The sequence below is a fragment of the Klebsiella sp. RHBSTW-00215 genome (assembly GCF_014103785.1).
GTDB lineage: Bacteria > Pseudomonadota > Gammaproteobacteria > Enterobacterales > Enterobacteriaceae > Klebsiella.
On the sequence record NZ_JABXQS010000001.1, the window covers coordinates 2,175,445 to 2,201,696 of the forward strand.

Consider the following 26,252-nt stretch of genomic DNA (forward strand, 5'->3'; position numbering starts at 1 on the left):
GAGGCATAATGGCCACACTTAACGTTCGCCTGGACGATAATCTCAAAAAAGAGGCTTATGCCGTGCTGGAAAAACTCGATATCACGCCGACTGAAGCCGTCCGGCTCTTCTTTCAGTACATTGCGGAAAATGGTCGGATGCCGGTGAAAACGGTGACTATCAGCGACAGCGAAGAAGCGCTGATACAAATCGTTCGGGAACGTCTGGCAAATCCGGAGAAGGGGATCAAGGTTAGCCTGGATGATCTATGAGCTGGAGTTCGATCCGCGGGCGCTCCGGGAGTGGCATAAGCTGGGGGATACGGTAAAAAAACAGTTCAAAAGTAAGCTGGCGGTAGTTCTGGAAAATCCTCGTATCGAATCTTCACGGCTTCGCGACTTACCTGACTGTTATAAAATTAAGCTGAAAGCATCGGGGTATCGTCTGGTGTATCAGGTGCGTGATGAAGTTGTGATTGTTTACGTTGTTGCTGTGGGTAAACGAGAAAAATTAGCCGTCTACCGGAAAGCAAATAAACGGCTGTAGCGCAGCTACCTCAAATGATGCACAACCTGGTTGCTGCTGCCGCGCCAGATCAGCGCCGGGTCTTTTAAATCCTGCACAAATTTGCCATCAACCAGCACGTTGATTAAATCCACCACCTGCATCTGCGCGGCGTTGTGTTCGTCCAGCTTGTAGCCGGTCCATACCCAAATATCTTTACCCGGGCACTCGGCACGGATGCGCTGAACCAGCTTGAGGATCTCCGGCACGTTCTGCGGATGCAGCGGGTCGCCGCCGGAAAGCGTGATCCCCTGGCGCTTAACGCGCGTGTCATTGAGGTCGGCAATGATGCGATCGGCCATTTCGGTAGTAAACGGCATGCCGGAATTTAGCCGCCAGGTGCTCTTGTTGTAGCAGCCGGGGCATTCGTGAACGCACCCTGAAACAAACAGGGTGCAGCGAGTTCCGGGGCCATTAACAATATCTACCGGGTAGTACTGATGATAATTCACTTATAATTGTACTTCGTAATCAATTTGATCAACACAAGTTTGAGCCTTACTGTGATTACTGGCGGTATACCACATACCATCACGAATTTGGACATTTTCAAGATCAACCAATCTTAAACAGCGCCAGTTATAAGGAGAAGAGGAGTCTATTTTCCCCTTACTACTTTCTCCACCAAATTGGAAAAATAGTGCTTGTTGCTTACCATTTTTAGTCCCTAAGGCGTGTGGGCACATTTCACGATAGTAACCATCATATACAGCAGTTATTTGCTTTTTATTCAGAATTGCATCTTTGATTAACTCGTAAGTATTCATACTGCGATCTCCTGATTTGCTTGCTGTGAATAGAAATTAACCGAGCTGTCCGTTACCCAGGTGCTTAACGCGGCGTTTCACTTCTTCCTGCTTACCGGCGTTGAACGGGCGGGCATCCGGACTGCCGAGATAACCGCACACCCGACGGGTCACCGACACGCGGGAGGCATCGTGGTTGCCGCATTTCGGGCAGGTGAAGCCTTTGCTGGTACACTCAAACTCGCCGGTAAAGCCGCACTCGTAACACTCATCGATTGGCGTATTGGTCCCGTAATACGGCACGTGCTGATAGCTGTAATCCCACACGTCTTCCAGCGCTCTCAGGTTGTGCTGAATATTCGGGTACTCGCCGTAGCAAATAAAACCTCCGCTAGCCACTGGCGGGTAGGCTGCTTCAAAATCGATTTTGTCGTACGGGTTCACCTTCTTCTCCACGTCGAGGTGGAAGCTGTTGGTGTAATAACCTTTATCGGTCACGCCTTTAATTACGCCAAACTCGGCGGTATCCAGACGGCAGAAGCGGTCGCAGAGGTTTTCGCTCGGTGTGCTGTACAGGCTAAAGCCGTAGCCGGTTTCGTCTTTCCACTGGTCTACTGCTTCGCGCAGATGCTGAACGATGGCGACGCCTTTTTCGCGCAGCGCAGCGCTGTCGTACATATGTTCGTCACCGAACAGCGCATTGATCGTTTCATGGATGCCGATATAGCCAAGAGAAATCGACGCACGACCGTTTTTGAAGATTTCAGAAACGTCATCGTCCGCTTTCAGACGCACGCCGCAGGCCCCTTCCATATACAGAATCGGTGCAACGCGAGCTTTCACCCCTTCGAGGCGGGCGATACGGGTCATCAGCGCTTTACGCGCCAGCTGCAGACGTTCGTCCAGCAGTTTCCAGAACGCAGTTTCATCGCCTTTCGCTTCCAGCGCGATGCGCGGCAGGTTGAGGCTGATAACGCCGAGGTTGTTACGGCCATCGTGAACCTGCTCGCCATCTTCGTTTTCCCACACACCGAGGAAGCTGCGGCAGCCCATCGGAGTTTTGAACGAACCGGTTACCTTCACGACCTGATCGTAGTTGAGGATATCCGGGTACATGCGCTTGCTCGCGCACTCCAGCGCCAGCTGTTTGATATCGTAGTTAGCGTCGCCAAACTTGTGGTTCAGGCCGTCGCGAATCGCGAATACCAGCTTCGGGAACACCGCCGTCTTGCGGTTTTTACCGAGGCCCGCGATGCGGTTACGCAGAATGGACTGTTGAATCAGACGCGATTCCCAACTGGTGCCGAGGCCGAAACCGAAGGTTACAAACGGCGTCTGCCCGTTAGCGGTATGCAGCGTGTTCACTTCATATTCCAGCGACTGGAAGGCGTCGTAGCACTCTTTCTCGGTACGAGAACGGGCATAGCCTTCGGCATCCGGGATCTGCCACTCTTCGGCAATTTTGCGATGCTTGTTAAAACTTTCGGCAACGAACGGCGCCAGCACTTCATCAATACGGTTGATGGTCGTGCCGCCATAAATATGGCTGGCGACCTGAGCGATAATCTGCGCCGTTACCGCGGTTGCGGTAGAGATAGACTTCGGCGGCTCAATCTCGGCGTTGCCCATCTTAAAGCCCTGGGTCAGCATGCCTTTCAGATCGATCAGCATACAGTTGAACATCGGGAAGAACGGCGAATAGTCGAGGTCGTGATAGTGGATCACGCCGCGCTCGTGGGCCATCACCACGTCATGGGGCAGCAGGTGCTGACGCGCGTAGTGCTTGGCGACGATACCCGCCAGCAGGTCACGCTGGGTCGGGATGACTTTACTGTCTTTGTTAGCGTTTTCGTTGAGTAACGCCGAGTTGGTCTGCTCAACCAGGCCGCGAATTTCCTGGTTCAGACGACCGCGCTTTTCACGTTGGCTATCGCGGTCGTGGCGATATTCAATGTAGGCGCGCGCTAACTGTTTGTACGGACCGGACATCAGCTGGTTCTCAACGGCGGTCTGGATCTCGTTGATATCAACCTGGGCGCGGCCCTGCATTTGCTGGCTAACGACTTCTGCGACGGTGGCGCAATAGTCTGCGTCATCGACTCCCGCTGCTTTAGCTGCACGTAGAATTGCTTCATTAATGCGCTCTGACTTGAACGGCACTTTACAGCCATCGCGTTTCATCACATGCGGTGTCATGATCACTCCATACTTTTTTATAGAACAGGTTATCCACAGTGGCGGAAGGTCAACCGAAGTCATGAGACGCTACAGCTGCCGCCGCTTCCCTTCGATTCCGGCCCTTTTTATCCACATCCCATCACCGCCAGAGTACGATGGGTTGTGGTGACATAATAGACTATTAATACAATATGTAGGGCCGGGACGCATTTTAAGTTCTATATGTAGTGCTTTGCATCAAAGATGTTTGCAATTTTATTGATGCAGAACAAAGTAAAAAGAGGAGAGTAGCAATGATGGGCGCTAGCGCTTAATGTAAATTTATCTGCCTATTTATTGACTGTTCCCCGCCCTAAAGAGCGAGGATTCCCACTTCACGGAGCCGAACCCAAGCCGCTTTATGCGATTCAGGATTTACAGGCTCTCCGTGGGCTAACACTGCCAGCCCGGCAGCTTTGATATTACGGGCCGCGTTAACGTCACGATCATGGTCTGCACCGCATTCCGGACAAGACCATTTACGAACATCAAGAGGCATCTTTTTCATCGTGAAACCGCAACAGCTACAGCGTTTTGAGGACGGGAAAAACGGGTCGATTGCGACCACTGAACGCCCGGCCCATTCGCCCTTATATGCAAGTTGGCGCGTGAACTCACCCCAGCCTGCGTCTGCTATCGCTTTAGATAGCGACGGGTTGCGGATCATGTTCTTCACTTTCAGAGATTCGACGCAAACAACCTGGTTATCGTTAATCAGTTTGCGGGTGGCCTTGTGCAGGGCATCCATCCGGCAATCGGCAATTCTCGCGTGGAGTCGGGCCACCTTTAAGCGGGCTTTGGCGCGGTTTTTCGAACCTTTGGCCTTTTTGCTTAATCGGCGCTGGAGCAGCGCCAGGCGTGCCGCGTATTTAGCGGTATGGCGGGGATTGCCGGACTTGAATCCGGTATCGGTGACAAACAAATCTTTTAAACCAATATCAATGCCGACCGTGGAAGCAGTGATCGGCAGTGATACAGGCTCAAACTCGCAGAGGCACGAAACAAAGTACCGCCCGGCGGCATCTTTGCTGATCGTGACCGTGGAAGGGATGGATGGCAAAGGACGACTCCAGCACACGTCTAAAGGCGCTTTGCTCTTTGCCATGTACAACTTACCATCACGGTATTTAAACGCGGCATCGGTGAGCGTAGCGGCCTGTTTATGGCGTTTGCTTTTGAATGTCGGGTATCTGGCACGTCCGGCGAAAAAGTTTGAGAATCCGGCTTGTTGGTGGCGCAAGGCTTGCTGTAGCGGCACGCTGGAAACGTCGTTGAGCCAGGCAAATTCTGGCTCCTTTTTCAGTGCTGTTAAGCGGGCGCTGGCTTGTGTATAACCGATTTTCTCCTGGCGCTCATAGTACGCGTCAGTGCGCCAGCGGAGGATGCTGTTATAGATAAAACGCACGCACCCGAACGTTTGAGCCAAAAGCTCAACCTGCTCGGGTGTTGGATAGAATCGATATTTATAGGCGCGTCTCATAGAGCTCACAAAATACTCTGAAAAATGTAAGCAATGTTGACGTGGGTCAACAAATGTTACGCAGTTACCGCGCTTATATCCCCGCCCGATTTGAACTGACCCCACAAACCTGGACAGTGATAATTAGCCCGTCGGTGTGGCCTGGGTCCTACCGCAGCTCGGCCAGCAACTCGTCATGGGTGAGCTCCTCAACAGGTTTTGCCGCGCTCACCGGTGGACGTGTCGCCTGTACAGGGATGTTTTTCGTTTTCACGTGGTGTCGTTTCCTCTTCTGCAGTCCGGCTTCACCGGCAGCTTCACAAGCATCAAACCAGCGCTTCACCACTTTATTATCGGACACGTTGAACCGGACTGCCGCTTCACGAAAAGAGAGATGTTCTTTCTGCAGGGTTTTCACCACGTTAAGTTTAAAGGCCTGCGTGTAACCGCCGACTTTCCAGGTGATACCGTCGATACCATGCAACTGCCATGAGGCCACCCAGTGGCTGACGGTGGATTTGTGGAGACCAAAATGCGCAGCGGTCCTTTTTATTCCGCCCTGACCAGACAGGTAATAATTCACGACAGCAATACGAAATTCCAGTGTGTAATTGGGGTTACCCATAAAAGTGCACCTTACTCAGTTGGTGTCCAACTTTTGGGGCGCAGTTCAATTGGGCGAGGTCTTACGCGCAAATTGAATAAGCAAAAATTGGGCCTGAACAGCTATTGCTCAGGCCGATAAGAGGGATTTCAGGCGATTAGCGTATCGTTAAGCAGGTCGACCAGCAGCAGCATAGCGTAGCGCGCGGCCTGCGCATTTTCAGGCAACGGCAGCAGGGCGGAAGCCATATTGCTCAACGCATGATTAGCCGGGGTGAGGGCAAAAATCGTCGCTTCCTGTACGCGGGCCAGCAGGGTAGCGCCTTGCAAAATAGCATCAGCTTCGCCGGTTGCCAGCACCAGCAGTAGATGATCGTCGCTGAGCGAGCTGGCTATCATGCGCATCAGGGCGCTGTCCTGACACAGATTAATCACGATCCCTATCGACAGCAGCTGATGCTGAAGCAGCGTCGCCAGCGCGATGTCCTGAGCGCCAAGGGCGAAACAGTGTACGGCGCGGGCATTCTGCAGACGGGTACGCAATTTTTGCAGCGTGGCTTCCGGGGTGCCAACCAGCTGCTGCTCCAGATTTTCGTTAATCAGGCTGAGCTTATCGCGCCATGCGGCGGGCAGCGTTGCACTGTCTTCGCTGAGCCAACTGGTGCGACGTTCGCAGGCCTGCGCCAGTTGTTTGCGCAAATCGCGGATATCATCGCAGCCCACGGAGCGAGCAAAGCGGGTAATGGTCGCCGGGCTGACACCAGCGCGTATCGCCAGTTCATCAATTGATGCGCTGGCGGTAAAGCTTAAATTCTCCAGAATAAACGCCGCGACTCTCGATTCCTGAGCGCTAAAGCGAGTCATCCCTTCCTGCAACTGCCCTACGATATCCATGGTCTCAGCCCTTATCTCCGTCATCGCCGGAATGAAAATATTTTTCAATTAATGATGGCTTTTTATACCACTTAATCACTCGTGATGCCTGGGTTTATTATCAACTTTGCTTTTTTTGCATGAGTAAAAGGGTGAAAAGTTATGTTCCGATCACGTACATGAAAAAAATTTTCATATAGCCTTCACCCATACCTCACCTCGTCATATAGTCGATGGTGTCTATTTAGCGATCGCTCAAGCAAAACCCAACGGGAGGAATGATGCAACGTATTGTACTGTGCTGCGCCGCCGGAATGTCCACCAGTATGCTGGTCAACAAAATGAAGGCCGAGGCGCAACAGCGCGCGCTGACGCTGGAGATCTATGCCGTTCCCGTCGCCGAGTTTGAACGCGAGTTAGCGAATGCTGATGTGATTTTACTGGGGCCACAGGTGAAATATGAAGCGGCCAGATTGACGGAACTTGCCGCGCCGCACGGTAAAGCCGTTGCGGTGATCGATATGGCGGATTACGGCATGATGCGCGGGGCCGCCGTTCTGGATAAAGCGCTCGCGCTACTGAACCACTAACTCTTTCCCATCACCGCGTTCATTTCACGAAGCCACTGCGGCTGCGTGCGGGGATCTGTACGCCAAAAATGAGGCCATCATGCAAGCATTGAAAATTGCCGTTATCGGCGGCGGCAGCAGCTATACGCCGGAACTTATTGAAGGGATTATCCTTCGCCATCAGCAGATCCCGGTGACGGAGCTGGCGCTGGTCGATGTTGAGGCCGGGCGCGAGAAAGTGGCGATTATCGCCGCGCTGACCCAGCGCATGCTAAAACGTAACGGTCTTGAACAGGTGAAGGTCAGCGTGCATTTTGCTCTGGATGAGGCCATTCGCGGCGCTAAATTCGTGCTGACCCAGCTGCGGGTCGGGCAGCTGGCGGCGCGAGCGGCGGATGAGCGTTTGGGGTTGAAGTACAACCTGCTCGGCCAGGAAACCACGGGCGTCGGCGGATTTGCCAAAGCCCTGCGCACCATTCCGGTGATTTTGCAGGTCGCGCGCAAGGTTGAAGAGCTGGCGCCTGATGCCTTTATCCTCAACTTTACTAACCCGGCAGGGATAGTGACGGAAGCGGTTAGCCGCTACAGCAAAGCGAAAATCATCGGCCTGTGCAATGTGCCGATCAATATGCAGCACATGATTGCCGGCATGCTGGAGGCGAAAGAAGAGGAGGTCAGGCTGAGTTTCGCCGGGCTGAATCATATGGTCTGGGTACATAAGGTGATGCAGGGGCGGGAAGATGTGACCGGCAAGGTGCTCGACATGCTGTGCGATGGTCAGTCGCTGTCGATGAACAATATCAAATCGCTGCCGTGGCCTGCGGAGTTTCTCCGGGCGCTGAAGGCGATTCCGTGTCCGTATCATCGCTATTTCTGGCTGACCCCGACCATGCTGGCGGAAGAGATTGAAGCGGCCAAAACCAAAGGCACCCGTGCAGAGCAGGTGATGAAGGTGGAACAGGAGCTGTTTGATATTTACGCCCGGCCCGAGCTGGATGAAAAGCCCGAACAGCTGAGCTTTCGCGGCGGGGCTTATTACTCCGAAGTGGCGGTGGAGCTGATTAACGCCATCCACAATAATCTTGGCAAAGAGATGGTGGTGAATACCCGTAACAACGGCGCGATTCATGGTTTTGACGATGATGCGGTAGTGGAGATTAATAGCATCATTGATGCGCAGGGAGCACGTCCGCTGGCTTTTGGCGCGCTGCCCCCGGTGATGAACGGGCTAACCCAACAGGTGAAGGCGTTTGAGCGGCTGACGATTGAGGCGGCGGTCCACGGCTGTCGCGATAGCGCGCTGCTGGCGCTGGTGAGTAATCCACTGGTCGGCAATGTGACCGATGCCCAGGCGCTGCTTGATGAGGTGTTAACCCTCAACCGCCCCTGGTTAACGCAGTTTAACTAAACTTTTCCGCCTTCGGGGATACCATTATGTCTCGTACTTCATTTATTGAACGTTATGTCATGCCCGCCGCGCTGAAAATCGGCGGCCAGAAGCACGTCCTTTCGGTACGTGACGGCATCATTCTCAATATGCCGTTTATGTTGATTGGTTCGTTTTTCCTGATTTTTGCTTATCTGCCGATTCCGGGTTACGGCGAGATGATGGCCAGCATGTTTGGTGATGCCTGGCGCGACAAGATGCTGTACCCCGTCAAAGCGACCTACGACATTATGGCGCTGATCTCAGCCTTCGGGATTGCTTACCGACTGGCGGAAAAATATCGTACCCTGGATCCGCTAAGCGCCGGAGCGATGTCGCTGGTGGCGTTTGTCATGACCATCCCGCAGGTGACGCTGTTTACCCCCGTGGATGGCTCGGCGGCGCAAATCGTTAAAGGCGTGCTGCCGGTGGGGATGATTGGCAGTCAGGGGCTGTTTGTGGCGATTGTGATTTCGCTGCTCTCCACTGAAATCTACCGTCTGGTAGCCAGCCGTAATCTGGTGATCCGCATGCCGGATGGCGTACCGCCTGCGGTGGCGAAATCTTTCCTCGCCCTGATCCCCGGTTTCTGCGTGCTGGCCGTTGTGCTGGCGCTGCGTTTGATTGTCGAAGCTTCGCCGTTCGGCGATATCAATAGCATGATCACCACGCTGATTGGTATTCCAATGTCGCACGTCGGCGGATCTTTGCCGGGGATGATTATCTCGGTGATCCTGATTGGTATTCTGTGGACCCTGGGGCTGCACGGCGACACTATCGTGCTGGTGTTTATTCGCCCGGTTTGGTTGTCGAATATGTCGGAGAACCTTGAAGCGTTTCAGAACGGGCTGCCGATCCCGCATATCATTACTCAGCAGTTTTATGATTTGTGGATTGCCCCAGGCGGTACCGGGGCGCTGCTGGGGCTGGTGATCTTTATGCTGCTGCGCAGCCGTAGCCAGCAGATGAAACAGCTGGGGAAAATCGCCGCGCCGGGTGCGCTGTTTAATATCAGCGAACCCATGGTGTTCGGCATTCCGCTGGTGATGAACCCGTACTTCTTCCTGCCGTTTATTTTGACGCCAGTGCTGTTGGTGATTGTCTCTTATACCGCAATGGCGACTGGACTGGTGGTCAAGCCAGCGGGGATAGCGCTGCCGTTCACCACGCCTATTTTTATGAGCGGGTACCTGGCGACGGGAGGGCATATTTCCGGCGCGGTGCTACAGGTGGTGAACCTGGCGATTTCGTTGGTTATCTATTATCCGTTCTTCCGCACATGGGATCGTCTGAAGGCGAAAGAGGAGCAGGCTTCAACACCGTCGGAGGCCAGCGCGACGTTGTCAGCGGCGGACCGCATCTAATGTTTCTACAGTCTTCTTCCCGGAGGCGGCGCTTGACGCGCCTGTCCGGGCTACCGAAAACCAGCGGGTGCTGTCCGGCAGTTGTAGCCCCGCTAAGCGTAGCGCGAGCGGGGGAAGGTTTTTCCCGGGTTGCGGCGTAAACGCCTTACCCGGGCTACCCGATCACTGATTCCGCAACCCTGGTAGCCTGGAGCTCACTTACTCCTGCAACCACCACACCGCTTCAAACGGGCGCAGGGTCATGTCGGATGGACGGTTAGCGGCTTCTGCATAGTTGCTCATCAGCACCCGCCAGTCGCCGTCAATGCCTTCCGGCTGCCAGCTTTGGAACTCGCGGCTCAGGTTAGCGACGACAACCAGGGTTTGCCCCTGCCACTGGCGGCGATAGCACCACAGCGATGGATGCTCTGGTAACAGATCCTGATAATCACCCCAGGTCAGCACCGGCGTGCTTTTGCGCAGCGCAATCAGCTGCTGGTAGGCATAAAATACCGACTGCGGATCGGCCAGCGCCGCTTCGGCGTTGATCTGGCGATAATTATCGCTCAGCGCAATCCACGGCTCGCCTGCGCTGAAACCACCGTTTTCATCGCTACTCCACTGCATTGGCGTACGGCTGTTATCACGCGATTTGCTCGCCAGAATCGCCAGCAGCTCATCGGCATCCTGACCCTGCGCCGCGCGTTCGATAAACATATTGTGGCTCTCCACATCGCGGTAATCGGTGATGCGCGTGAAGTGCGGGTTAGTCATACCTAGCTCTTCGCCCTGATAGATATACGGCGTGCCCTGCATACCGTGCAGCACCATCGCCAGCATTTTCGCCGCCGGGACGCGGTACTCGCCTTCGTCGCCGAAGCGGGAAACGATGCGTGGCTGATCGTGGTTACACCAGAACAGCGCGTTCCACGCCCGATTGTGCATCCCCTGCTGCCAGTGGCTGAACAACGACTTCAGCTCCACAAAGTCCGGGCGCGCCAGCGTCCACTTTTCTCCGCCTGGATAGTCCACTTTGAGGTGATGGAAGTTAAAGGTCATCGACAGCTCTTTGCCGTCGAGCGAGGCGTACTGCTGGCAGTGTTCCAGTGAGGTGGAGGACATCTCGCCAACGGTCATCAGGCCGCGTGGGGTAAACACATCGCGGCTGAACTCCTGCAGGAACTCATGAGCGCGGGGACCATCAGTATAAAAGCGGCGACCATCGCCCTGGTGGTCATCCGGGAAGGATTGCCCTTTGGAAATTACGTTCACTACATCAAGGCGCAAGCCGTCGACGCCGCGATCGGCCCAGAACTCACAGACCTTTTTCAGCTCCGCGCGCACCTCTGGGTTTTCCCAGTTCAGGTCCGCCTGCTCAACGGCATACAGGTGCAGGTAATACTGCTCACTTTCCGCATGCCACTGCCAGGCGTTGCCGCCAAACTTGGAACGCCAGTTATTCGGTGGGGTGGTCGGTTCGCCATCGCGCCAGATATAGAACTGGCGATACGGGCTCTCTTTGTTGAGTGATTCCTGGAACCAGGCGTGTGCGGTGGAGGTGTGATTTAGCACCATATCCAGCACGATACGCATGCCTCGCGCCTTCGCCTGAGCCACCAGTTCGTCGAAATCGTCCAGCGTGCCGTAGGCCGGGTCGATAGCGGTGTAGTTGGCCACGTCGTAGCCGTTATCGACCTGCGGCGAGACGTAGAATGGCGTCAGCCAGATGGCGTCAACGCCGAGCTTTTGCAGATAGTCGAGGCGTGAAGTGACGCCGCGTAAATCGCCGGTACCGCTACCGGTCGTGTCCTGGAAACTCTTCGGATAGATTTGATAAATAACGCCGTTTTGCCACCAAAGGGGAAGGGTATTCATATCGCGTTCCTGCTGCAAAAAGGGGGCGACAGCGCGCCCCGAAAATAAGAAATCAGACAATCTGTAAGGTGCCCTGGCGGAACTTGCGCTGGTAGACGACCGTCGTCAGGACAATCGGCACCACCACGGCGATGACCATCGCCAGCGCGAAGACCTGCCAGTAGCTCGGCTGAATAGAGAGGATGCCCGGCAGGCCACCGACGCCAATGCCGTTGGCCATTACGCCGTTGAGCCCGCACAGCAGTCCGGCAAGACCGGAACCGACCATCGCACAGAGCATCGGGAAGCGGTACTTAAGGTTGATACCGTACATTGCCGGTTCCGTGACCCCGAGGTAGGCGGAAATGGCTGCCGGAACGGAGATTTCGCGTTCATTCTGTTTACGGCTGGCTATGATGATCCCCACTACTGCCGATGCCTGGGCAATATTGGACAGGGCAATCAGCGGCCATACCGGCGTGCCGCCCATGCTTTGAATCATCTGCATGTCGATAGCTAGCGTGGTCTGATGGACCCCGGTAATCACCAGCGGCGCATACAGGAAGCCGAACAACGCGGCGCCAATCGGCGCGAAGCTGCCGGTCAGCAGGTGGCGCACGGCCCAGGCCACGCCGTCGCCAATCATGCGGCCAAACGGGCCGATGAAGGCGTGCGCGAGGAAGACCGCCAGGATCAACGAGCACACTGGCACTACTACCAGGTAGAGGTAGTCAGGCACGATGCGCTTCAGGCGAGTCTCGATAAAGCCGAGCGCCAGTCCCGCCAGCAAGGCCGGGATAACCTGCGCCTGATAGCCAACTTTCTCGATGGTAAACAGGCCGAAGTTCCATACTTCCGGTACCTGCTGGCCCAGCAGATAAGCATTCATCAGCTGTGGAGAGACGAGGGTGACGCCCAGGACGATGCCGAGGATCGGCGTGCCGCCCACTTTTTTCACCGCTGACCAGCAGATCCCCACAGGCAGGTAGAAGAAGATCGCTTCGCCAATCAGCCACAGGAAGTCATAAATGGATTTCAGCGACGGGTGCATCTGCGCCAGCGTCTGGCCGTTGCTCATCGGCAGGTCGCCGATCACGTTGCGGAAGCCCAAGATCAGGCCGCCGCTGATCAGCGCAGGCAGCAGTGGGAAGAAGATCTCGGCGAAGTGTGAAATGAGCTGTTCATGCCACTTCATATTCTGCCGCGCGGCCTTTTTGGCCTGTTCTTTGTCGGCGCTGGCTTGCCCTGTAGTGGCCAGCAGCGCTTTGTAGTAATCGCCGACTTCGGTGCCGATTACCACCTGGAACTGTCCGGCGTTGGTAAAGCAACCCTTCACCATGCGCAGCTGTTCAATCTCTTTGGGTTTGGCGATGGCTGGATTATTCAGCACAAAGCGCAGACGGGTAATACAGTGGCTGACGGTGGCGATATTGTCGCGCCCGCCTACCAGCTCGATAAGTTTATCGATGTCCTGCTGATTTACTTTACTCATGATGAGGCCTCATGACCGAGGGAGAGGTTGTGTTTTAACTTGGGTTGAATCCTAACCGCTCCGTTTGAATTGCAAAATGGGAACGTTCCCGAAACGCAGCGAAGATCACATAAATCGTTAAGACAGGCTTAATTCAGTACGGCAGGAATCACTATCTGGCGGGGTTCACTGCTCCCGGCGATCTGCTCGATCAACTGCTGCGCCGCCCGGCGCCCGGACTCGGCGTAGCCGGGATCGACGGTGAGGATCTCCGGGTGAAGAAACTTCATTAACGGCGTGCTGCCGACGCTGGCAAGCTGGAGATTGTCGATTCCCTGCTGCTGGAGATATTTGCTGGCCCCAAGGGCGAGGGTATCGGTGGCGCAGACCAGCGCGCTGGTGTCAGACGACAGCACGCTGGCGACATTCTCATAACCTTGCTTCATTCCCAGACCCGGCAGCGCGTCGAGGGGAGTGAGATGTTTTTTCTGGCAGAAATGGAGGTAGGCCTGGTGACGGCGTTGCCCGGTGGTGATGTCGCTATGCGGCACCCCGAGAAAGCTGATATGGCGATGCCCGAGATCGTACAGACGCTGCATCAGCATTTTGATGGATCCTTCATCGTCATAGCACACGGAAGCGATCCCCGGCGCGTCGCGGGCCAGCAGCACCAGCGTTTCTCGCCACGGAGTGAGCATCTCTTCATGAATGCCGGTAAAGCCAAACAGCACCACGCCGTCGATATTGCGCCGGGCGAGTATGCCGAGATGCTCTTCGACCAGCGCTGGAGAGAACTGGCTTTCCATCATAATCGGGTCGTAGCCCTGCTCATAAAAGACGGGAAGCATGGTCTGCACGGCGAGGTTTTCCGACAGCGAATCCAGACGAGTGACGATGATCGCCACCACTTTGTCGCTCTGGCCGCGCATCGCCCTGGCGGAACGCGAAGGAGAGAACCCTTGTTGCTGCATCACCGCTTCTACCCGTTCGCGGGTGCGCTCGCTAACGCCGCTTTCGTTATTGAGTACGCGCGATACCGTTGATTTCCCGACGCCGCTTAAGCGGGCGATATCTTTGATGGTCAGCCGGTTTTGCATGCTGGATTCTCGTCGTGGTCCGATTAAAGTGAGCCTAATGCTACTCAACGAAACCACAATGAGCAAAGTCTGGTTTACGTCTGGTTTAGTTTCTGGGGGGTATCATCGCCATAATAGCCACAAATAGATTATTGGTAGCGTTATAATTCGCGCCGTTTGTATTCACTTACCGGAGATTTTATGGACCCCGATCCCACTCCTCATCCTCGATGGAGTCACCTTTCTTTCCGGTAAGCCTGCTTAGCACTGCTTTACCGGAAAGCGTAAAGCAGTGATGTCTTTGATGTCCCTGCCATAAAAATAACATGCCTGACAGGTAGAGCTTGCTCGCGCCTGTTGGTTATTCTGCGTTTGCTCGCGCGAGCGCGGAGGGACTGTTTATGCTGAAAAATTTTACCCGCCAGCTGTTTGCTCAGCTTGGCCGTCATCTCCCACGCCGTTTGGTCCAGCGCGATCCGCTGCCCGATGCCCGCAATCTGGCGAGCGCGCCGATTCCGGATTCGCTTGGTAAGCAGTGTCTGAACGTCGCGGCAATGGACGAAAATGAAGTCTGGCGCGCTTTTGCCAGCCATCCGGAAGGGCTGAATGAAGGCGAAGTTGCGCAGAAAATCGCCCAGCACGGCGAAAACCAGATCCCGGCGCAGAAACCTTCGCCGTGGTGGGTACACTTGTGGAGCTGTTACCGCAACCCCTTCAACCTGCTGCTGACCGTTCTGGGGATTGTCTCCTACTCAACGGAAGATCTGTTCGCCGCGGCGGTTATCGCCCTGATGGTGGGGATCTCTACGCTGCTTAACTTTATTCAGGAAGCCCGCTCGACCAAGGCGGCGGATGCCCTGAAGGCGATGGTCAGCAACACCGCGACGGTGCTAAGAGTGGTGAATGAGCAGGGTGAAAGCCGCTGGTGTGAGCTGCCGATCGATCAACTGGTGCCGGGCGATATCGTCAAGCTGTCGGCGGGAGATATGATCCCTGCGGATCTGCGCGTGTTTCAGGCGCGCGATCTGTTTGTCGCCCAGGCTTCGCTGACCGGCGAATCGTTGCCGGTCGAGAAAGTCGCTCGCACCCGCGATCCGCTGCAAACGAACCCGCTAGAGTGTGACACCCTGTGCTTTATGGGCACCAACGTGGTGAGCGGCTCGGCGCAAGCCATTGTTTTCGCCACCGGCGGCGGCACCTGGTTTGGTCAACTGGCCGGACGGGTCAGCGAGCAGGAAAGTGAGCCGAACGCCTTCCAGAAAGGCATCAGCCGGGTCAGCATGCTTCTGATCCGCTTTATGCTGGTGATGACGCCAATAGTGCTGCTGATTAACGGCTATACCAAGGGCGACTGGTGGGAAGCGGCGCTGTTCGCGCTCTCTGTCGCTGTCGGCCTGACTCCGGAAATGCTGCCGATGATCGTCACCTCGACGCTGGCGCGCGGGGCGGTGAAGCTGTCGAAACAGAAAGTCATCGTCAAACACCTCGATGCCATCCAGAACTTTGGCGCGATGGACATTTTGTGCACCGACAAAACCGGCACCCTGACTCAGGATAAAATCGTGCTGGAGAACCATACCGATGTCTCCGGCAAGGTGAGCGAACGTGTGCTGCATACCGCCTGGCTCAACAGCCACTACCAGACCGGGCTGAAGAATTTACTCGATACTGCGGTGCTGGAAGGCGTCGAGCTGGAGTCGGCACGCGGGCTGGCGGAGCGCTGGCAGAAAGTGGATGAGATCCCATTCGATTTTGAGCGCCGCCGCATGTCGGTGGTGGTGCAGGAGCAGGACAACGTCCATCAACTGATCTGCAAAGGGGCATTGCAGGAGATCCTCAACGTCTCGACCCAGGTGCGCTACAACGGTGACATCGTACCGCTGGACGACACCATGCTGCGACGCATCCGTCGCGTTACCGATACCCTAAACCGTCAGGGATTGCGCGTGGTGGCGGTAGCGACCAAATATCTACCCGCACGCGAGGGCGACTACCAGCGCGCGGATGAGTCAGACCTGATCCTCGAAGGTTACATTGCCTTCCTTGACCCGCCGAAAGAGACCACCGCCCCGGCGCTAAAAGCGCTGAAGGCCAGCGGCATCACGGTGAAAATCCTCACTGGCGATAGCGAGCTGGTGGCGGCAAAAGTCTGCCATGAAGTGGGGCTGGATGCGGGCGACGTGGTGATTGGCAGCCAGATTGAAGCGCTGAGCGATGATGAACTGGCCGAACTGGCAAAACGCACCACCCTGTTTGCTCGCCTGGCGCCGCTGCATAAAGAGCGCATTGTCACCTTGCTCAAACGTGAAGGGCACGTGGTGGGTTTTATGGGCGACGGCATTAACGACGCACCGGCGCTGCGCGCGGCGGATATCGGTATTTCCGTTGACGGCGCGGTGGATATCGCCCGCGAGGCGGCGGATATTATTCTGCTGGAGAAGAGCCTGATGGTGCTGGAAGAGGGGGTTATCGAAGGCCGCCGGACTTTCGCCAACATGCTCAAATACATCAAAATGACCGCCAGCTCTAACTTCGGTAACGTCTTCAGCGTTCTGGTCGCCAGCGCCTTTTTGCCGTTCCTGCCAATGCTGCCGCTGCACTTGCTGATTCAGAACCTGCTGTACGATGTATCCCAGGTGGCGATTCCGTTTGATAACGTGGACGACGAGCAGATTCGTAAACCGCAGCGCTGGAATCCGGCGGATCTCGGGCGCTTTATGGTCTTCTTTGGGCCGATAAGCTCGATATTCGATATTCTGACGTTCTGCCTGATGTGGTGGGTATTCCATGCCAATACACCGGAAACTCAGACCCTGTTCCAGTCCGGCTGGTTTGTGGTCGGTCTGCTGTCGCAGACGCTGATTGTGCATATGATCCGCACGCGGCGGATCCCGTTTATTCAGAGCCGCGCGGCCTGGCCGCTGATCGTGATGACGCTGCTGGTGATGGTGGTGGGGGTTGCGCTACCGTTCTCGCCGCTGGCGGGCTATTTGCAGCTTCAGGCGCTGCCGCTGAGCTACTTCCCGTGGCTGATTGCCATCCTGGCGGGCTATATGACGCTGACCCAGATGGTTAAGGGCTTTTACAGCCGCCGCTACGGCTGGCAGTAATTTCTTCGCTCATTATCGGCCTGGCGCGTTTTTACCCAGGCCGATAATTTCTCAGGCCATACGTACGATCATATAGCCAACGCTAAAGACAAAAAGGGCGATGAAGGCCCAACTGAATTGATAAAATGCATTTCTCGCTCCGCGTCCGGAGCGGGAGAGAAAGATATTTTCTTCCCGGATGTGTTGTGCCGATATTTGGCGAAAGCGGCGGATGTAGCCAACGCAGTACACCAGGAAAACGGACATTACGCATGCGCCGATGGATTTAGAGAACATAATGGCGAGGATTAGGGCTGTAATGACGAAGCACAGGAATACCTTTGCGCCCGTCGACTCTAATTGTTTCAACTCGGCACGTACATTTTCGGCGTGCAGCTCTTGCCAGCGCCGCAGGGTGCTGACGCTAAACTCATATTTTTCGCACAGGACTTTGTTGGGGACGCCGTTTTTAGACTGCTGAAGAAAATCAGCGATTTGTTCATCGGTAAAGCGTGCTTTTGCCATTACCGGCCCTCCGTGGCGAATAGCAAAGATAATCCAGAATGCCGTTCTGGATTATCTTTCTGCCAGATATCAGCGACGAACGGCGATCGCTTCAATCTCAATTTTCACGTCTTTCGGCAAGCGCGCCACTTCTACACAGGAACGCGCCGGGAAGGTGGCGTTATGCTCGGTGAAAAACGCTTCATAAGCGGCGTTAACGGTGGCGAAATCGTTGAGATCTTTCACGAAAACGGTAGTTTTAACGATATCGCCCACTTTCAGGCCCGCGGCTTCAACGATAGCTTTCACGTTGTCCAGAGACTGGCGTGCCTGAGCGGCAACGTCTTCCGCCACGCTGCCGGTTTTCGGGTCGACCGGGATTTGGCCGGAAGTGATGATCATGCTACCCAGATCAACACCCTGAACGTACGGGCCGATGGCTGCTGGTGCATTTTCCGTCGCGATAGTTTTAGACATGATTTCTCCTGAATAACAGCATAATGAAGTAGTTACGCCCATCTTTTACATCGCTAACTGCACGATAGCCTGAAAGATGAGGGGGTAAGAGACCCGGCCATTATAGGGAGCCGGGTACACAATACCAACCTCAATTAGTTCGCCAGAACCACATTGTGCGAGAACTCTTTTTCACAATATTTGCACTTCAGCGCGATATCGTTTTCGCGTTTTTTCACCGCAAAACTGGAAGATACCGGCTCAGCGTGGCTGATACAGTTGCTGTTCGGGCACACCAGCACGTTGTTGATACGGTCCGGCAGACTCGGGCGAGATTTACCCACCACTTCATACTCATCAATACGGTTCACCGTAGCCTGCGGTGCGTACAGGGAGAGCTGGTTAACCTGCTCATCGGTCAGGAAAGTGTTCTCGATTTTGATTAAATCTTTGCGGCCCATTTCACCTGACGGCAGATTCAGGCCGATGGTTATGCGCTGATCCGTTTCGGTCAGTTTGAACAGCGTCAGCAGCTTAAAGCCGACCTGCGCCGGGATGTGGTCGATAACGGTGCCGCGTTTGATGGCTTCTACCTGCAATTTATTATCATGTGTCATCTCTTTTTCCCCTTACAGTGCCAGATCGCTATTCAGTACCAGTGCCAGTAACGCCTGGCGGGCGAAAATGCCGTTACCGGCCTGTTGGAAGTACCAGGCGTGCGGCGTTTTATCGACATCAGTGGTGATTTCATCAATGCGAGGCAACGGGTGCAGCACTTTCATGTTTGCTCGTGCGCCTTCCAGGTCGGCGGCGCGCAGAACAAACTGCGCTTTCACGTTGGCGTATTCCGATGGGTCGAGGCGCTCTTTCTGCACGCGGGTCATGTACAGAATGTCCACTTCTTCCATCACCTCTTCGATGGCGCTATGCAGGCTCCAGGCGATGCCTTTTTCGTCGAGCATATCGAGAATGTACTGCGGCATGGCCAGCGCGTCCGGGGCGATAAAGTAGAAGCGGTTGCCGCTAAATTTCGCCAGTGCCTGGGTCAGTGAGTGGACGGTACGACCATATTTCAGGTCGCCGACCATGGCGATGCTCAGGTTTTCGAGGCGACCCTGGGTTTCCTGGATGGTGAACAGATCCAGCAGCGTTTGCGTCGGATGCTGGTTCGCGCCGTCACCGGCGTTGAGAACCGGAATGCCACCGGAGAATTCGGTCGCCAGGCGCGCCGCCCCTTCCTGCGGATGGCGCATGACGATGGCGTCGACGTAGGTGCTAATCACTGAAATGGTGTCGGCCAGAGTTTCGCCTTTTTTGCCCAGCGAAGTGTTGCTGCTGTCTGAGAAGCCGACCACGCTGGCGCCGAGGCGGTGCATCGCGGTCTCAAATGACAGGCGGGTACGAGTGGAGGCTTCGAAGAAGCAGCTGGCAATCACTTTATGTTTGAGCAACTCCGGCTGCGGATTGGCTTTCAGTTTTGCAGCGGTCGCCAGTACCAGTTCAAGGTCTTCGCGGCTGAGATCGTTTATGGAAATGATATGTTTTTGAAATAGCGGGTTAGCCATGTTTATCTCCTGACGCCTGGGCAAAAAAAAAGCCCCTTAAATAAGGGGCTTTACGAATACGGATGCAACGGAAAGGAAAAACGGCAGGCCAGCGTCTGTTTTCAGACGCGGTAAGACGCGATGTCGTACACACTGAACCATAATTCCTCCCGGCAAAACGGGTGGCATTATACGCAGCTCATATTTCGGATCAAGCGATTAATCCACAAACAGGTAAACGTTTGCCTGGATAACGTTGCGTCAGCGCAAAAAACCATAAAAAAGGAGTGGTATGGCAGTGGGAAGGGGGGTATAAAAACGGAAAATGAAAAGCTGTTTTATATTCGAGGGTTATTATGATTGTTGGAAACATTCACCATCTACAAAGCTGGCTGCCGGAGTCTCTGCGCGAGGCTATCGACCACGTTAAAGCTCATGTCACTGATGCGACACCGCTCGGCAAGCATGATATTGACGGCAATAACCTGTTTTATCTGATTTCTGAAGATACTACCGAGCCGATGGCCGACCGTCGTGCTGAGTATCACGCCCGCTATCTGGATATCCAGATTGTCCTGAACGGGCAGGAAGGAATGACCTTCAGCAACCTGCCTGCTGGTGCGCCGGATACCGACTGGCTGGCGGACAAAGATATCGCATTTCTGGCGGCAGGCGAGCAGGAGAAAACCGTGATCCTCAGCGAAGGGGATTTTGTCGTGTTTTATCCTGGCGAAGTGCATAAACCGCTGTGTGCCGTCGGCGCACCGGCAAAAGTGCGCAAAGCTGTTGTGAAGATGCTGATGGCGTAAAAAATCCCCGGTGGCGCTGCTGCGCCTGCCGGGGATACGGTTTGGTGCGGTCTGGTAGCCCGGACAGGCGCGTCAAGCGCCGCCTCCGGGAAAATATCGCTAAAGAAGGGTTACTTTCCCAGCGTCGCGACCATTACCGCTTTAATGGTATGCATACGGTTTTCCGCCTGGTCAAAAACAATGCTCGCCGGGGATTCAAACACCTCATCGGTCACTTCCATTCCGCCATGCAGGCCGTAATCCGCCGCCATCTGTTTGCCGAGCGTGGTCTGGTCATCGTGGAACGCGGGCAGGCAGTGGAGGAATTTCACCTGCGGATTGCCGGTCAGCGCCATCATCTTGCTGTTCACCTGATAATCGCGCAGCAGTGCTATCCGCTCGGCCCATTTTTCCTTGGCTTCGCCCATCGATACCCACACGTCGGTATAGATAAAGTCAGCACCTTTCACGCCCGTAGCGATATCTTCGGTTAGGGTGATGTTACCGCCATTTTTCTTCGCCAGCGCCTGACACTGTGCGACCAGCTTCTCTTCCGGCCAGCACGCCGTCGGGGCCACCAGACGCAGATCCAGCCCGGTCAACGCGGCGGCTTCGAGCATCGAATTCCCCATATTGTTACGCGCGTCGCCGGCGTAGACCAGGGTCATCTCATTAAAGGCTTTGCCCGGCAGATGTTCTTGCATAGTTAACAGATCTGCCAGCAACTGAGTTGGGTGAAATTCGTTGGTCAGGCCGTTCCAGACCGGAACACCGGCATATTCGGCAAGCGTTTCCACCACTTCCTGGCCATGACCGCGGTACTGAATGCCGTCATACATCCGGCCCAGCACGCGGGCAGTGTCTTTGATCGACTCTTTATGGCCAATCTGGCTGCCGCTCGGGCCGAGATAAGTGACGCGAGCGCCCTGGTCAAATGCGGCAACTTCGAAAGAGCATCGGGTGCGGGTAGAGTCTTTTTCGAAGATGAGCGCGATGTTTTTACCGGTGAGATGCTGAATTTCGATATTGTTCTTCTTATCAGCTTTCAGTCTGGCCGCCAGCTCAAGCAGGGCGGTGATTTCGGCAGGAGTAAAATCAAGCAACTTTAAAAAATGCTTCTGATAAAACGCAGACATGTTTCCCTCACATGGCTCAGGCCATTTGTTGAATTAAAATTCACTTTATATGTATGAATATTCATTTGCAACCCCGTGTCATAAATCTTTCTCTCAGAAGGTGGAGGCAATCACGGCGGTATGTGACAATAGAAGTATCTGCGACACATTATGAGGAACGAGCCATGGCAAACCCGGAACTACTGGAAGAACAGCGTGAAGAAACGCGTCTGATTATCGAAGAGCTGCTTGAAGATGGCAGCGATCCGGACGCGCTGTACACCATTGAGCATCATCTCTCTGCCGACGACTTCGAAACGCTGGAGAAAGTGGCGGTAGAAGCCTTCAAACTGGGTTATGAAGTGACCGAGCCAGAAGAGCTGGAAGTCGAAGAAGGTGATACCGTTATCTGTTGCGATATCCTCAGTGAGTCCGCGCTGAATGCTGAGCTGATCGATACTCAGGTTGAGCAACTGATGACGCTGGCAGAAAAATATGAAGTTGAATACGACGGCTGGGGCACCTACTACGAAGATCCTAACGGTGAAGACGAAGAAGGTGACGACGACGAAGATCTCGTTGATGAAGACGACGACGGCGTTCGCCACTAAGCCGCAGAGATATACGGCGGCGCAATATGCCGCCGTATAGCAAGGAACTTCAATGGATTACCCGCACATACTCTCCCCGATTTTAGATTTTCTGCACTGCCCAACTCCTCAGGCGTGGATTGATGAAGCCCGGAAGCCGGAAAATCTGCCGTTGTTGCTCACCGATCATATGGTGTGCGAGCTGAAAGCGGCGCAGAACGCCATGCTGCTGGTGCGTCGATACGTGGCGGATAAAGAAGGTGCGGATGAACTGCTGGCCTGCCTGAAACCCTATGAGGACTTCACCTATCGCTGGGGTCCGGAGCCGGATTTTGTCGCGCTGCATAAGCAGATAAATAAAAGCGCCATGCCGCAGACCGACGATCCCTGGGGACGTCAGCTGCTCGACAGCATGATTTTGCTGATCAAAGAAGAGCTGCATCACTTCTGGCAGGTGCGCGAAATCATGATCTCCCGCGACATACCTTACGTCAAAATCACCGCTAGCAACTACGCCCGCGGGCTGCGCCGGGAAGTGCGTTCTCACGAACCGGTGATGCTGATCGATAAGTTAATCTGCGGTGCCTATATTGAAGCCCGCTCCTGCGAGCGTTTTGCCGCGCTGGCGCCATGGCTGGATGATGATCTGCAGAAGTTTTATCTGTCGCTGCTGCGTTCCGAAGCGCGTCACTATCAAGACTATCTGGATTTAGCGCAGCGAATTGCCGAAGACGATATTAGCGAACGCGTGCGACAGCTTGGCGAGGCGGAAGCGGCGCTTATTAACGCAACCGAAGCGGAATTTCGTTTTCACAGCGGCGTGCCTGCTTAAAAAGTTCAGGCCGCCGTTTAGCTATTGCGGCCTGACAATCACTATAGATTCGCGTTCTTATCTTTTTCCGCAGCAGCGGCGGCTTTCGGTGCGCCGAGAGTCGCTTTAAACCAGTTCACCACTCGCTCAATAACTGGTTTCTGATACCAGCTGTCATCGCCATGCTCCGCGCCTTCAAGCAACACGTAGTCCGCCTGGTTACCCTCTTTTTTCAGCGCGTTATAAAGCTGTTTGCTTTGTAGCGGCGAAACCAACGTGTCGGCGCTACCGTGCATAATTAAGAAAGGTGGTTTTTTACCGCTGATATGGCCCATGGGGCTGGCCGCTAGCGCTTTTTGCTTATCGCTGCCGATAGTCGCGCCCGGCCAGTCGCGAAAGGCGCTACCGTGAACCAGCAGCGCTTCAGTGACCGCCGGTGACTGATGCACTTTTTGTATCGCCTCCGGGAAGCCTTCGCCGATGTTCAGCAGGTTTGAAATGCCATACAGCGTTGCGGCAGCCTGTACATCTGAGGAATGGGCCATATTATCGCCGCGCTCGAACGTTTTATCGCCATTGGTCAGCGCCAACATCTGCGCCATATAGCCTCCGGCAGAGTCGCCCAGAACGCCAATGCGGGCCGGATCGATGCCGTATTCCGTCGCATGCTCGCGCAGGTAGCGAATCGCTGCTTTACCATCAACAACCGGAGCCGGAAAGGTATCGGGAACCGTGCGGTATTCCGCTGCGGCGACCACAAATCCTGCATCTGCCAGCGCCATACGCATTTCGATAAACTTATTCCATGCCGCGCTGGTGAAACCGCCGCCGGGGAAATAGACGATTGCCGGTTTCAGGTTGCCATTACGCGGCACCAGCAGCGACATATGCAGCTGACGCACGGCAACGGTGCTTTTCACCTGGCTATAAACAATATCGTTCAGCGCATCGATGCGGCCCTGCGTTTTTTCCACGCGGATAACCTGGGCACCTTCGGTATTACCGGGAAGTTCGTCGGCGTAAACGCTGGCAACCATGCCGCCAAGGATCAGGCTACCGGCCAGCAGGAAGGGGACTTTTGTCATGATGTTCTATCCTGAGCAACGCCTGTCGTGGCGACAGGCTAAAAGGGAAAAAGATCCAATGCTCAGGCAGTGTATTACCGAAAATTTGCCATGAATAATGCTCTTTTTGCATTAAATTCATTTAGTTTTTCGATAGGTAGTATAGGGGGTCTTAACGGGAACTACAGGGTCTTTAGCATCGTGACTTCGCAGTCGACATGTCCGGTACAGCCCAGCGGCCCGTCGATATGCTCGAAGCCGAGATGCTCATATAATCCAATCGCTTCTTTCAGGAAGGCGGTCGTTTCCAGATAGCAGCGTTTGAACCCGTATTCGCGGGCATGATCCAGCGCCATCAGCGCCAGCTTTTTCGCCAGCCCTTGACCACGCGCAGAGGTCATAAAATACATTTTCTGCAGCTCGCAGATATCGGATTCGCTACACGTTAATGGCGCAACCCCGCCGCCGCCAACGACCAGACCGTTTTGCTCGACCACCCAATAGGCAGAGCCCGGCTGGCTATACAACTGGAAAAGCTCATCCAGATTAGGGTCGGCCACCGTGTAGCCTTTATCGGCGGTCAGGCCATATTCTGCGGAGACCTGGCGGATAACGGCTGCTATCGCGGCATTATCATGCGCAGAGATGCGGCGTAAAGTGAAGGTCTGTGGCGCGGCAAGATTCATAGAATCACTCAATTTTAACTTAAATAACTATACGCTGCTTTAATACCACTATTTTTTTACTGGCGCAAGGAGAGCGTTAAATGCATTGCCGAACAATGAAAAGATAATATATTCTGTTTGTTTATTTCAGATGCGCTTGATTTATTATTTTTATATATGGTTTAAATGACAAGGACGACGTATTTATGAGTATGATCTCAGGGCAGCAACAAAGCCATAGCTATCGTTTTGTTTTTCATGGTCAGATATGGCCCTATTTTGTTATTTGTTTGGTTAATGTCATATTGTCTATCATTACTTGCGGGATATTTATTCCGTGGGCCTGGGTGCGCAGTCGCCGTTATCTTTGCGAGAATATGGAGTTAAACGGCACCCGTTTTGGCTACCATGGTCGCGGTATTACGATTTTACTCAGCTGGATGCTGATATTTGTCGTACTAGTCATACTCGGTTTAGCGTTAGCCATATTTTATCCCGGAAGTGAGGGGGGGGAGATGCTGCTGTTCCTCATCCTGTTGCCTGTAATGATAACAAAGGGGCTAAGCTATCACGCAATGATGACCTCTTTTGGTAAAACTCGTTTTGGATTTCAGTGCCACCCGCTTCGCGCATGGTGGGTGATGCTCGGTATGCCTGTACTGATTTACGTGCTAATGGTCGTTTTGTTCTCAATGCTCGGAAGCAATCTTGGTTTCTACTATGGCATCAATAGTATGATACTGAGTATCGTTTTCCTTGCTTTGCTGGCGCTGTTTATTATTGGTATCACTAACGGAGTGGTTTATAGCCATTGGCTTGAACTAATTGCTAAAGGTGCAACTCTGGGGAAAAGTAAGTTTAATATCCATATCAGTACTAAACGCTGTGTGGTTATATTTTTATGGGCAACGGCAATTTCATTACCATTTGTTCTGATTTTCATTATTTTTTTATTTTCCGCATTCTCACAGATGATTACCGGCTGTATGTTTGGCCTGTGCACTGAAAGTACGGCGCTGCTTATGGCCTTACAGCATCTTGGGGCAGTGATAGGGGGCTATTTTTTTCTTGCTATTGGTGTCGTGCTATCTACGGCATATGCCTGGGCAGCTCTGCGTAACCATGCGTGGAATAATCTGGTGCTGGGAGACAGCGTTCATTTTCGTTCGACCCTGACGTTTTCTGGTCTTGCGCCGCGTTTATTGGGCCTGACGTTTCTCCCTCTATTCACGCTGGGGCTGACGTATCCATGGTTAAAGATTAATTTGATGCGCTATATCGCCGCCAATACTGCGGCGATCGGCGAGCTTGATTCTCTGAATATGGAGCCGGATGCGCCACCTCAGCCTAAGGTGACCGAAAAACTGTGCGGCGGATTTTTCCCGATGCTGCCGTTCCTCTAATGCAAAAATGCAAAAGGCCGGAGCGAGCTCCGGCCTTATTTTC

At 54.2% G+C, this 26,252-nt stretch carries 27 protein-coding genes; 10 read left to right on the plus strand and 17 right to left on the minus strand.

Translation table 11 applies throughout. The features are described from left to right. Positions 1 to 8 precede the first annotated feature (8 nt). Positions 9 to 251, plus strand: a complete 243-nt coding sequence (locus HV127_RS10375) for a type II toxin-antitoxin system RelB/DinJ family antitoxin (protein ID WP_182235867.1) — start codon at positions 9 to 11, stop codon at positions 249 to 251. Continuing rightward, positions 241 to 525, plus strand: coding sequence for a type II toxin-antitoxin system RelE/ParE family toxin (locus HV127_RS10380; protein WP_182235869.1), 285 nt, complete (start codon positions 241 to 243; stop codon positions 523 to 525). Before HV127_RS10375 ends, HV127_RS10380 begins: the two co-directional genes overlap by 11 nt. A gap of 5 nt (positions 526 to 530) precedes the next feature. On the opposite strand, the gene nrdG is transcribed toward HV127_RS10380, so the two are convergent. The 6 genes from nrdG to HV127_RS10410 all read right to left on the minus strand — a co-directional run bounded on the left by nrdG (position 531) and on the right by HV127_RS10410 (position 6,462). Further along, the gene (gene nrdG / locus HV127_RS10385; protein WP_182235871.1) at positions 531 to 995 is read right to left on the minus strand and encodes an anaerobic ribonucleoside-triphosphate reductase-activating protein; all 465 of its coding nucleotides are present in this window, start codon (positions 993 to 995) and stop codon (positions 531 to 533) included. After that, complete coding sequence (locus HV127_RS10390) at positions 996 to 1,310, minus strand: hypothetical protein (protein ID WP_182235873.1); 315 nt, start codon at positions 1,308 to 1,310, stop codon at positions 996 to 998. It lies immediately after the preceding gene. Between the two features lie 36 nt (positions 1,311 to 1,346). Continuing rightward, positions 1,347 to 3,485 (minus strand): anaerobic ribonucleoside-triphosphate reductase, encoded by a 2,139-nt coding sequence (gene nrdD, locus HV127_RS10395; protein WP_110276594.1) that lies wholly within the window; start codon positions 3,483 to 3,485, stop codon positions 1,347 to 1,349. Between the two features lie 334 nt (positions 3,486 to 3,819). Continuing rightward, positions 3,820 to 4,986, minus strand: a complete 1,167-nt coding sequence (locus HV127_RS10400) for an RNA-guided endonuclease TnpB family protein (protein ID WP_182235875.1) — start codon at positions 4,984 to 4,986, stop codon at positions 3,820 to 3,822. A gap of 148 nt (positions 4,987 to 5,134) precedes the next feature. Next, positions 5,135 to 5,590, minus strand: coding sequence for a helix-turn-helix domain-containing protein (locus HV127_RS10405; RefSeq protein WP_182235877.1), 456 nt, complete (start codon positions 5,588 to 5,590; stop codon positions 5,135 to 5,137). Positions 5,591 to 5,718: 128 nt separating this feature from the next. Continuing rightward, positions 5,719 to 6,462: a MurR/RpiR family transcriptional regulator gene (locus tag HV127_RS10410; protein WP_182235880.1), complete on the minus strand. Its 744-nt coding sequence runs from the start codon at positions 6,460 to 6,462 to the stop codon at positions 5,719 to 5,721. Positions 6,463 to 6,722: 260 nt separating this feature from the next. Here HV127_RS10410 and HV127_RS10415 point away from each other — a divergent pair, with 260 nt between their 5' ends. From HV127_RS10415 to celB, 3 genes are all read left to right on the plus strand, one after another. Then, positions 6,723 to 7,031, plus strand: a complete 309-nt coding sequence (locus HV127_RS10415; protein WP_182240617.1) for a PTS sugar transporter subunit IIB — start codon at positions 6,723 to 6,725, stop codon at positions 7,029 to 7,031. A gap of 79 nt (positions 7,032 to 7,110) precedes the next feature. Beyond that, positions 7,111 to 8,418, plus strand: coding sequence for a 6-phospho-beta-glucosidase (locus HV127_RS10420; protein WP_182235881.1), 1,308 nt, complete (start codon positions 7,111 to 7,113; stop codon positions 8,416 to 8,418). Positions 8,419 to 8,444: 26 nt separating this feature from the next. Then, entirely contained in the window at positions 8,445 to 9,800 is a 1,356-nt protein-coding gene (gene celB / locus HV127_RS10425) for a PTS cellobiose transporter subunit IIC (RefSeq protein ID WP_182235882.1), read from the plus strand. 198 nt (positions 9,801 to 9,998) lie between these two features. Here the strand turns inward: celB and treC are convergent, their stop codons facing one another. The 3 genes from treC to treR all read right to left on the minus strand — a co-directional run bounded on the left by treC (position 9,999) and on the right by treR (position 14,201). Beyond that, entirely contained in the window at positions 9,999 to 11,654 is a 1,656-nt protein-coding gene (gene treC / locus HV127_RS10430; RefSeq protein WP_182235883.1) for an alpha,alpha-phosphotrehalase, read from the minus strand. Positions 11,655 to 11,706: 52 nt separating this feature from the next. After that, a complete protein-coding gene (treB, locus tag HV127_RS10435; protein ID WP_181483856.1) occupies positions 11,707 to 13,125 on the minus strand; it encodes a PTS trehalose transporter subunit IIBC in 1,419 nt (472 codons plus the stop codon). Positions 13,126 to 13,253: 128 nt separating this feature from the next. After that, positions 13,254 to 14,201 (minus strand): trehalose operon repressor TreR, encoded by a 948-nt coding sequence (treR, locus tag HV127_RS10440; RefSeq protein WP_182235884.1) that lies wholly within the window; start codon positions 14,199 to 14,201, stop codon positions 13,254 to 13,256. 380 nt (positions 14,202 to 14,581) lie between these two features. Here treR and mgtA point away from each other — a divergent pair, with 380 nt between their 5' ends. After that, positions 14,582 to 17,290: a magnesium-translocating P-type ATPase gene (mgtA, locus tag HV127_RS10445; RefSeq protein ID WP_182235885.1), complete on the plus strand. Its 2,709-nt coding sequence runs from the start codon at positions 14,582 to 14,584 to the stop codon at positions 17,288 to 17,290. Between the two features lie 51 nt (positions 17,291 to 17,341). On the opposite strand, the gene HV127_RS10450 is transcribed toward mgtA, so the two are convergent. The 5 genes from HV127_RS10450 to HV127_RS10475 all read right to left on the minus strand — a co-directional run bounded on the left by HV127_RS10450 (position 17,342) and on the right by HV127_RS10475 (position 19,935). Continuing rightward, positions 17,342 to 17,794 (minus strand): transposase, encoded by a 453-nt coding sequence (locus HV127_RS10450; protein ID WP_182235886.1) that lies wholly within the window; start codon positions 17,792 to 17,794, stop codon positions 17,342 to 17,344. Positions 17,795 to 17,863: 69 nt separating this feature from the next. After that, positions 17,864 to 18,250 (minus strand): 2-iminobutanoate/2-iminopropanoate deaminase, encoded by a 387-nt coding sequence (gene ridA, locus HV127_RS10455; RefSeq protein WP_110276599.1) that lies wholly within the window; start codon positions 18,248 to 18,250, stop codon positions 17,864 to 17,866. A gap of 134 nt (positions 18,251 to 18,384) precedes the next feature. After that, positions 18,385 to 18,846 (minus strand): aspartate carbamoyltransferase regulatory subunit, encoded by a 462-nt coding sequence (gene pyrI, locus HV127_RS10460; RefSeq protein ID WP_110276600.1) that lies wholly within the window; start codon positions 18,844 to 18,846, stop codon positions 18,385 to 18,387. Positions 18,847 to 18,858: 12 nt separating this feature from the next. After that, on the minus strand, positions 18,859 to 19,794 hold the full coding sequence (gene pyrB / locus HV127_RS10465) for an aspartate carbamoyltransferase (protein WP_182235888.1): 936 nt from the start codon (positions 19,792 to 19,794) through the stop codon (positions 18,859 to 18,861). Between the two features lie 36 nt (positions 19,795 to 19,830). After that, positions 19,831 to 19,935, minus strand: a complete 105-nt coding sequence (locus HV127_RS10475; protein ID WP_072351778.1) for a pyrBI operon leader peptide — start codon at positions 19,933 to 19,935, stop codon at positions 19,831 to 19,833. Between the two features lie 194 nt (positions 19,936 to 20,129). Here HV127_RS10475 and HV127_RS10480 point away from each other — a divergent pair, with 194 nt between their 5' ends. Beyond that, positions 20,130 to 20,582 (plus strand): YhcH/YjgK/YiaL family protein, encoded by a 453-nt coding sequence (locus HV127_RS10480; protein WP_182235890.1) that lies wholly within the window; start codon positions 20,130 to 20,132, stop codon positions 20,580 to 20,582. Positions 20,583 to 20,692: 110 nt separating this feature from the next. Here HV127_RS10480 and argF read toward each other — a convergent pair whose 3' ends face one another. Continuing rightward, complete coding sequence (argF, locus tag HV127_RS10485; protein ID WP_182235892.1) at positions 20,693 to 21,697, minus strand: ornithine carbamoyltransferase; 1,005 nt, start codon at positions 21,695 to 21,697, stop codon at positions 20,693 to 20,695. A 164-nt stretch (positions 21,698 to 21,861) separates the two neighbouring features. Between argF and rraB the strand changes: the two genes are divergently transcribed. After that, positions 21,862 to 22,287 (plus strand): ribonuclease E inhibitor RraB, encoded by a 426-nt coding sequence (gene rraB, locus HV127_RS10490; protein ID WP_110276605.1) that lies wholly within the window; start codon positions 21,862 to 21,864, stop codon positions 22,285 to 22,287. A gap of 52 nt (positions 22,288 to 22,339) precedes the next feature. Continuing rightward, a complete protein-coding gene (miaE, locus tag HV127_RS10495) occupies positions 22,340 to 23,098 on the plus strand; it encodes a tRNA isopentenyl-2-thiomethyl-A-37 hydroxylase MiaE (protein ID WP_182235894.1) in 759 nt (252 codons plus the stop codon). Positions 23,099 to 23,139: 41 nt separating this feature from the next. On the opposite strand, the gene HV127_RS10500 is transcribed toward miaE, so the two are convergent. Further along, complete coding sequence (locus tag HV127_RS10500; protein WP_182235896.1) at positions 23,140 to 24,162, minus strand: alpha/beta hydrolase; 1,023 nt, start codon at positions 24,160 to 24,162, stop codon at positions 23,140 to 23,142. A gap of 161 nt (positions 24,163 to 24,323) precedes the next feature. After that, positions 24,324 to 24,827 (minus strand): GNAT family N-acetyltransferase, encoded by a 504-nt coding sequence (locus HV127_RS10505; protein WP_182235898.1) that lies wholly within the window; start codon positions 24,825 to 24,827, stop codon positions 24,324 to 24,326. A 185-nt stretch (positions 24,828 to 25,012) separates the two neighbouring features. Between HV127_RS10505 and HV127_RS10510 the strand changes: the two genes are divergently transcribed. After that, a complete protein-coding gene (locus tag HV127_RS10510; protein ID WP_182235899.1) occupies positions 25,013 to 26,209 on the plus strand; it encodes a DUF898 family protein in 1,197 nt (398 codons plus the stop codon). Positions 26,210 to 26,252: the final 43 nt, after the last annotated feature.

Bases quoted from the DNA above. Each gene is read 5' to 3' on its own strand.
- miaE (WP_182235894.1), top strand. From the start codon at position 22,340: ATGGATTACCCGCACATACTCTCCCCGATTTTAGATTTTCTGCACTGC.
- rraB (WP_110276605.1), top strand. From the start codon at position 21,862: ATGGCAAACCCGGAACTACTGGAAGAACAGCGTGAAGAAACGCGTCTG.
- nrdD (WP_110276594.1), bottom strand. From the start codon at position 3,485: ATGACACCGCATGTGATGAAACGCGATGGCTGTAAAGTGCCGTTCAAG.
- HV127_RS10400 (WP_182235875.1), bottom strand. From the start codon at position 4,986: ATGAGACGCGCCTATAAATATCGATTCTATCCAACACCCGAGCAGGTT.
- HV127_RS10380 (WP_182235869.1), top strand. From the start codon at position 241: ATGATCTATGAGCTGGAGTTCGATCCGCGGGCGCTCCGGGAGTGGCAT.
- argF (WP_182235892.1), bottom strand. From the start codon at position 21,697: ATGTCTGCGTTTTATCAGAAGCATTTTTTAAAGTTGCTTGATTTTACT.
- pyrB (WP_182235888.1), bottom strand. From the start codon at position 19,794: ATGGCTAACCCGCTATTTCAAAAACATATCATTTCCATAAACGATCTC.
- HV127_RS10505 (WP_182235898.1), bottom strand. From the start codon at position 24,827: ATGAATCTTGCCGCGCCACAGACCTTCACTTTACGCCGCATCTCTGCG.
- treR (WP_182235884.1), bottom strand. From the start codon at position 14,201: ATGCAAAACCGGCTGACCATCAAAGATATCGCCCGCTTAAGCGGCGTC.
- ridA (WP_110276599.1), bottom strand. From the start codon at position 18,250: ATGTCTAAAACTATCGCGACGGAAAATGCACCAGCAGCCATCGGCCCG.
- treC (WP_182235883.1), bottom strand. From the start codon at position 11,654: ATGAATACCCTTCCCCTTTGGTGGCAAAACGGCGTTATTTATCAAATC.
- treB (WP_181483856.1), bottom strand. From the start codon at position 13,125: ATGAGTAAAGTAAATCAGCAGGACATCGATAAACTTATCGAGCTGGTA.
- HV127_RS10375 (WP_182235867.1), top strand. From the start codon at position 9: ATGGCCACACTTAACGTTCGCCTGGACGATAATCTCAAAAAAGAGGCT.
- celB (WP_182235882.1), top strand. From the start codon at position 8,445: ATGTCTCGTACTTCATTTATTGAACGTTATGTCATGCCCGCCGCGCTG.
- HV127_RS10500 (WP_182235896.1), bottom strand. From the start codon at position 24,162: ATGACAAAAGTCCCCTTCCTGCTGGCCGGTAGCCTGATCCTTGGCGGC.
- HV127_RS10475 (WP_072351778.1), bottom strand. From the start codon at position 19,935: ATGGTTCAGTGTGTACGACATCGCGTCTTACCGCGTCTGAAAACAGAC.
- mgtA (WP_182235885.1), top strand. From the start codon at position 14,582: ATGCTGAAAAATTTTACCCGCCAGCTGTTTGCTCAGCTTGGCCGTCAT.
- HV127_RS10450 (WP_182235886.1), bottom strand. From the start codon at position 17,794: ATGGCAAAAGCACGCTTTACCGATGAACAAATCGCTGATTTTCTTCAG.
- HV127_RS10480 (WP_182235890.1), top strand. From the start codon at position 20,130: ATGATTGTTGGAAACATTCACCATCTACAAAGCTGGCTGCCGGAGTCT.
- HV127_RS10420 (WP_182235881.1), top strand. From the start codon at position 7,111: ATGCAAGCATTGAAAATTGCCGTTATCGGCGGCGGCAGCAGCTATACG.
- HV127_RS10415 (WP_182240617.1), top strand. From the start codon at position 6,723: ATGCAACGTATTGTACTGTGCTGCGCCGCCGGAATGTCCACCAGTATG.
- pyrI (WP_110276600.1), bottom strand. From the start codon at position 18,846: ATGACACATGATAATAAATTGCAGGTAGAAGCCATCAAACGCGGCACC.
- HV127_RS10390 (WP_182235873.1), bottom strand. From the start codon at position 1,310: ATGAATACTTACGAGTTAATCAAAGATGCAATTCTGAATAAAAAGCAA.
- HV127_RS10410 (WP_182235880.1), bottom strand. From the start codon at position 6,462: ATGGATATCGTAGGGCAGTTGCAGGAAGGGATGACTCGCTTTAGCGCT.
- HV127_RS10405 (WP_182235877.1), bottom strand. From the start codon at position 5,590: ATGGGTAACCCCAATTACACACTGGAATTTCGTATTGCTGTCGTGAAT.
- HV127_RS10510 (WP_182235899.1), top strand. From the start codon at position 25,013: ATGAGTATGATCTCAGGGCAGCAACAAAGCCATAGCTATCGTTTTGTT.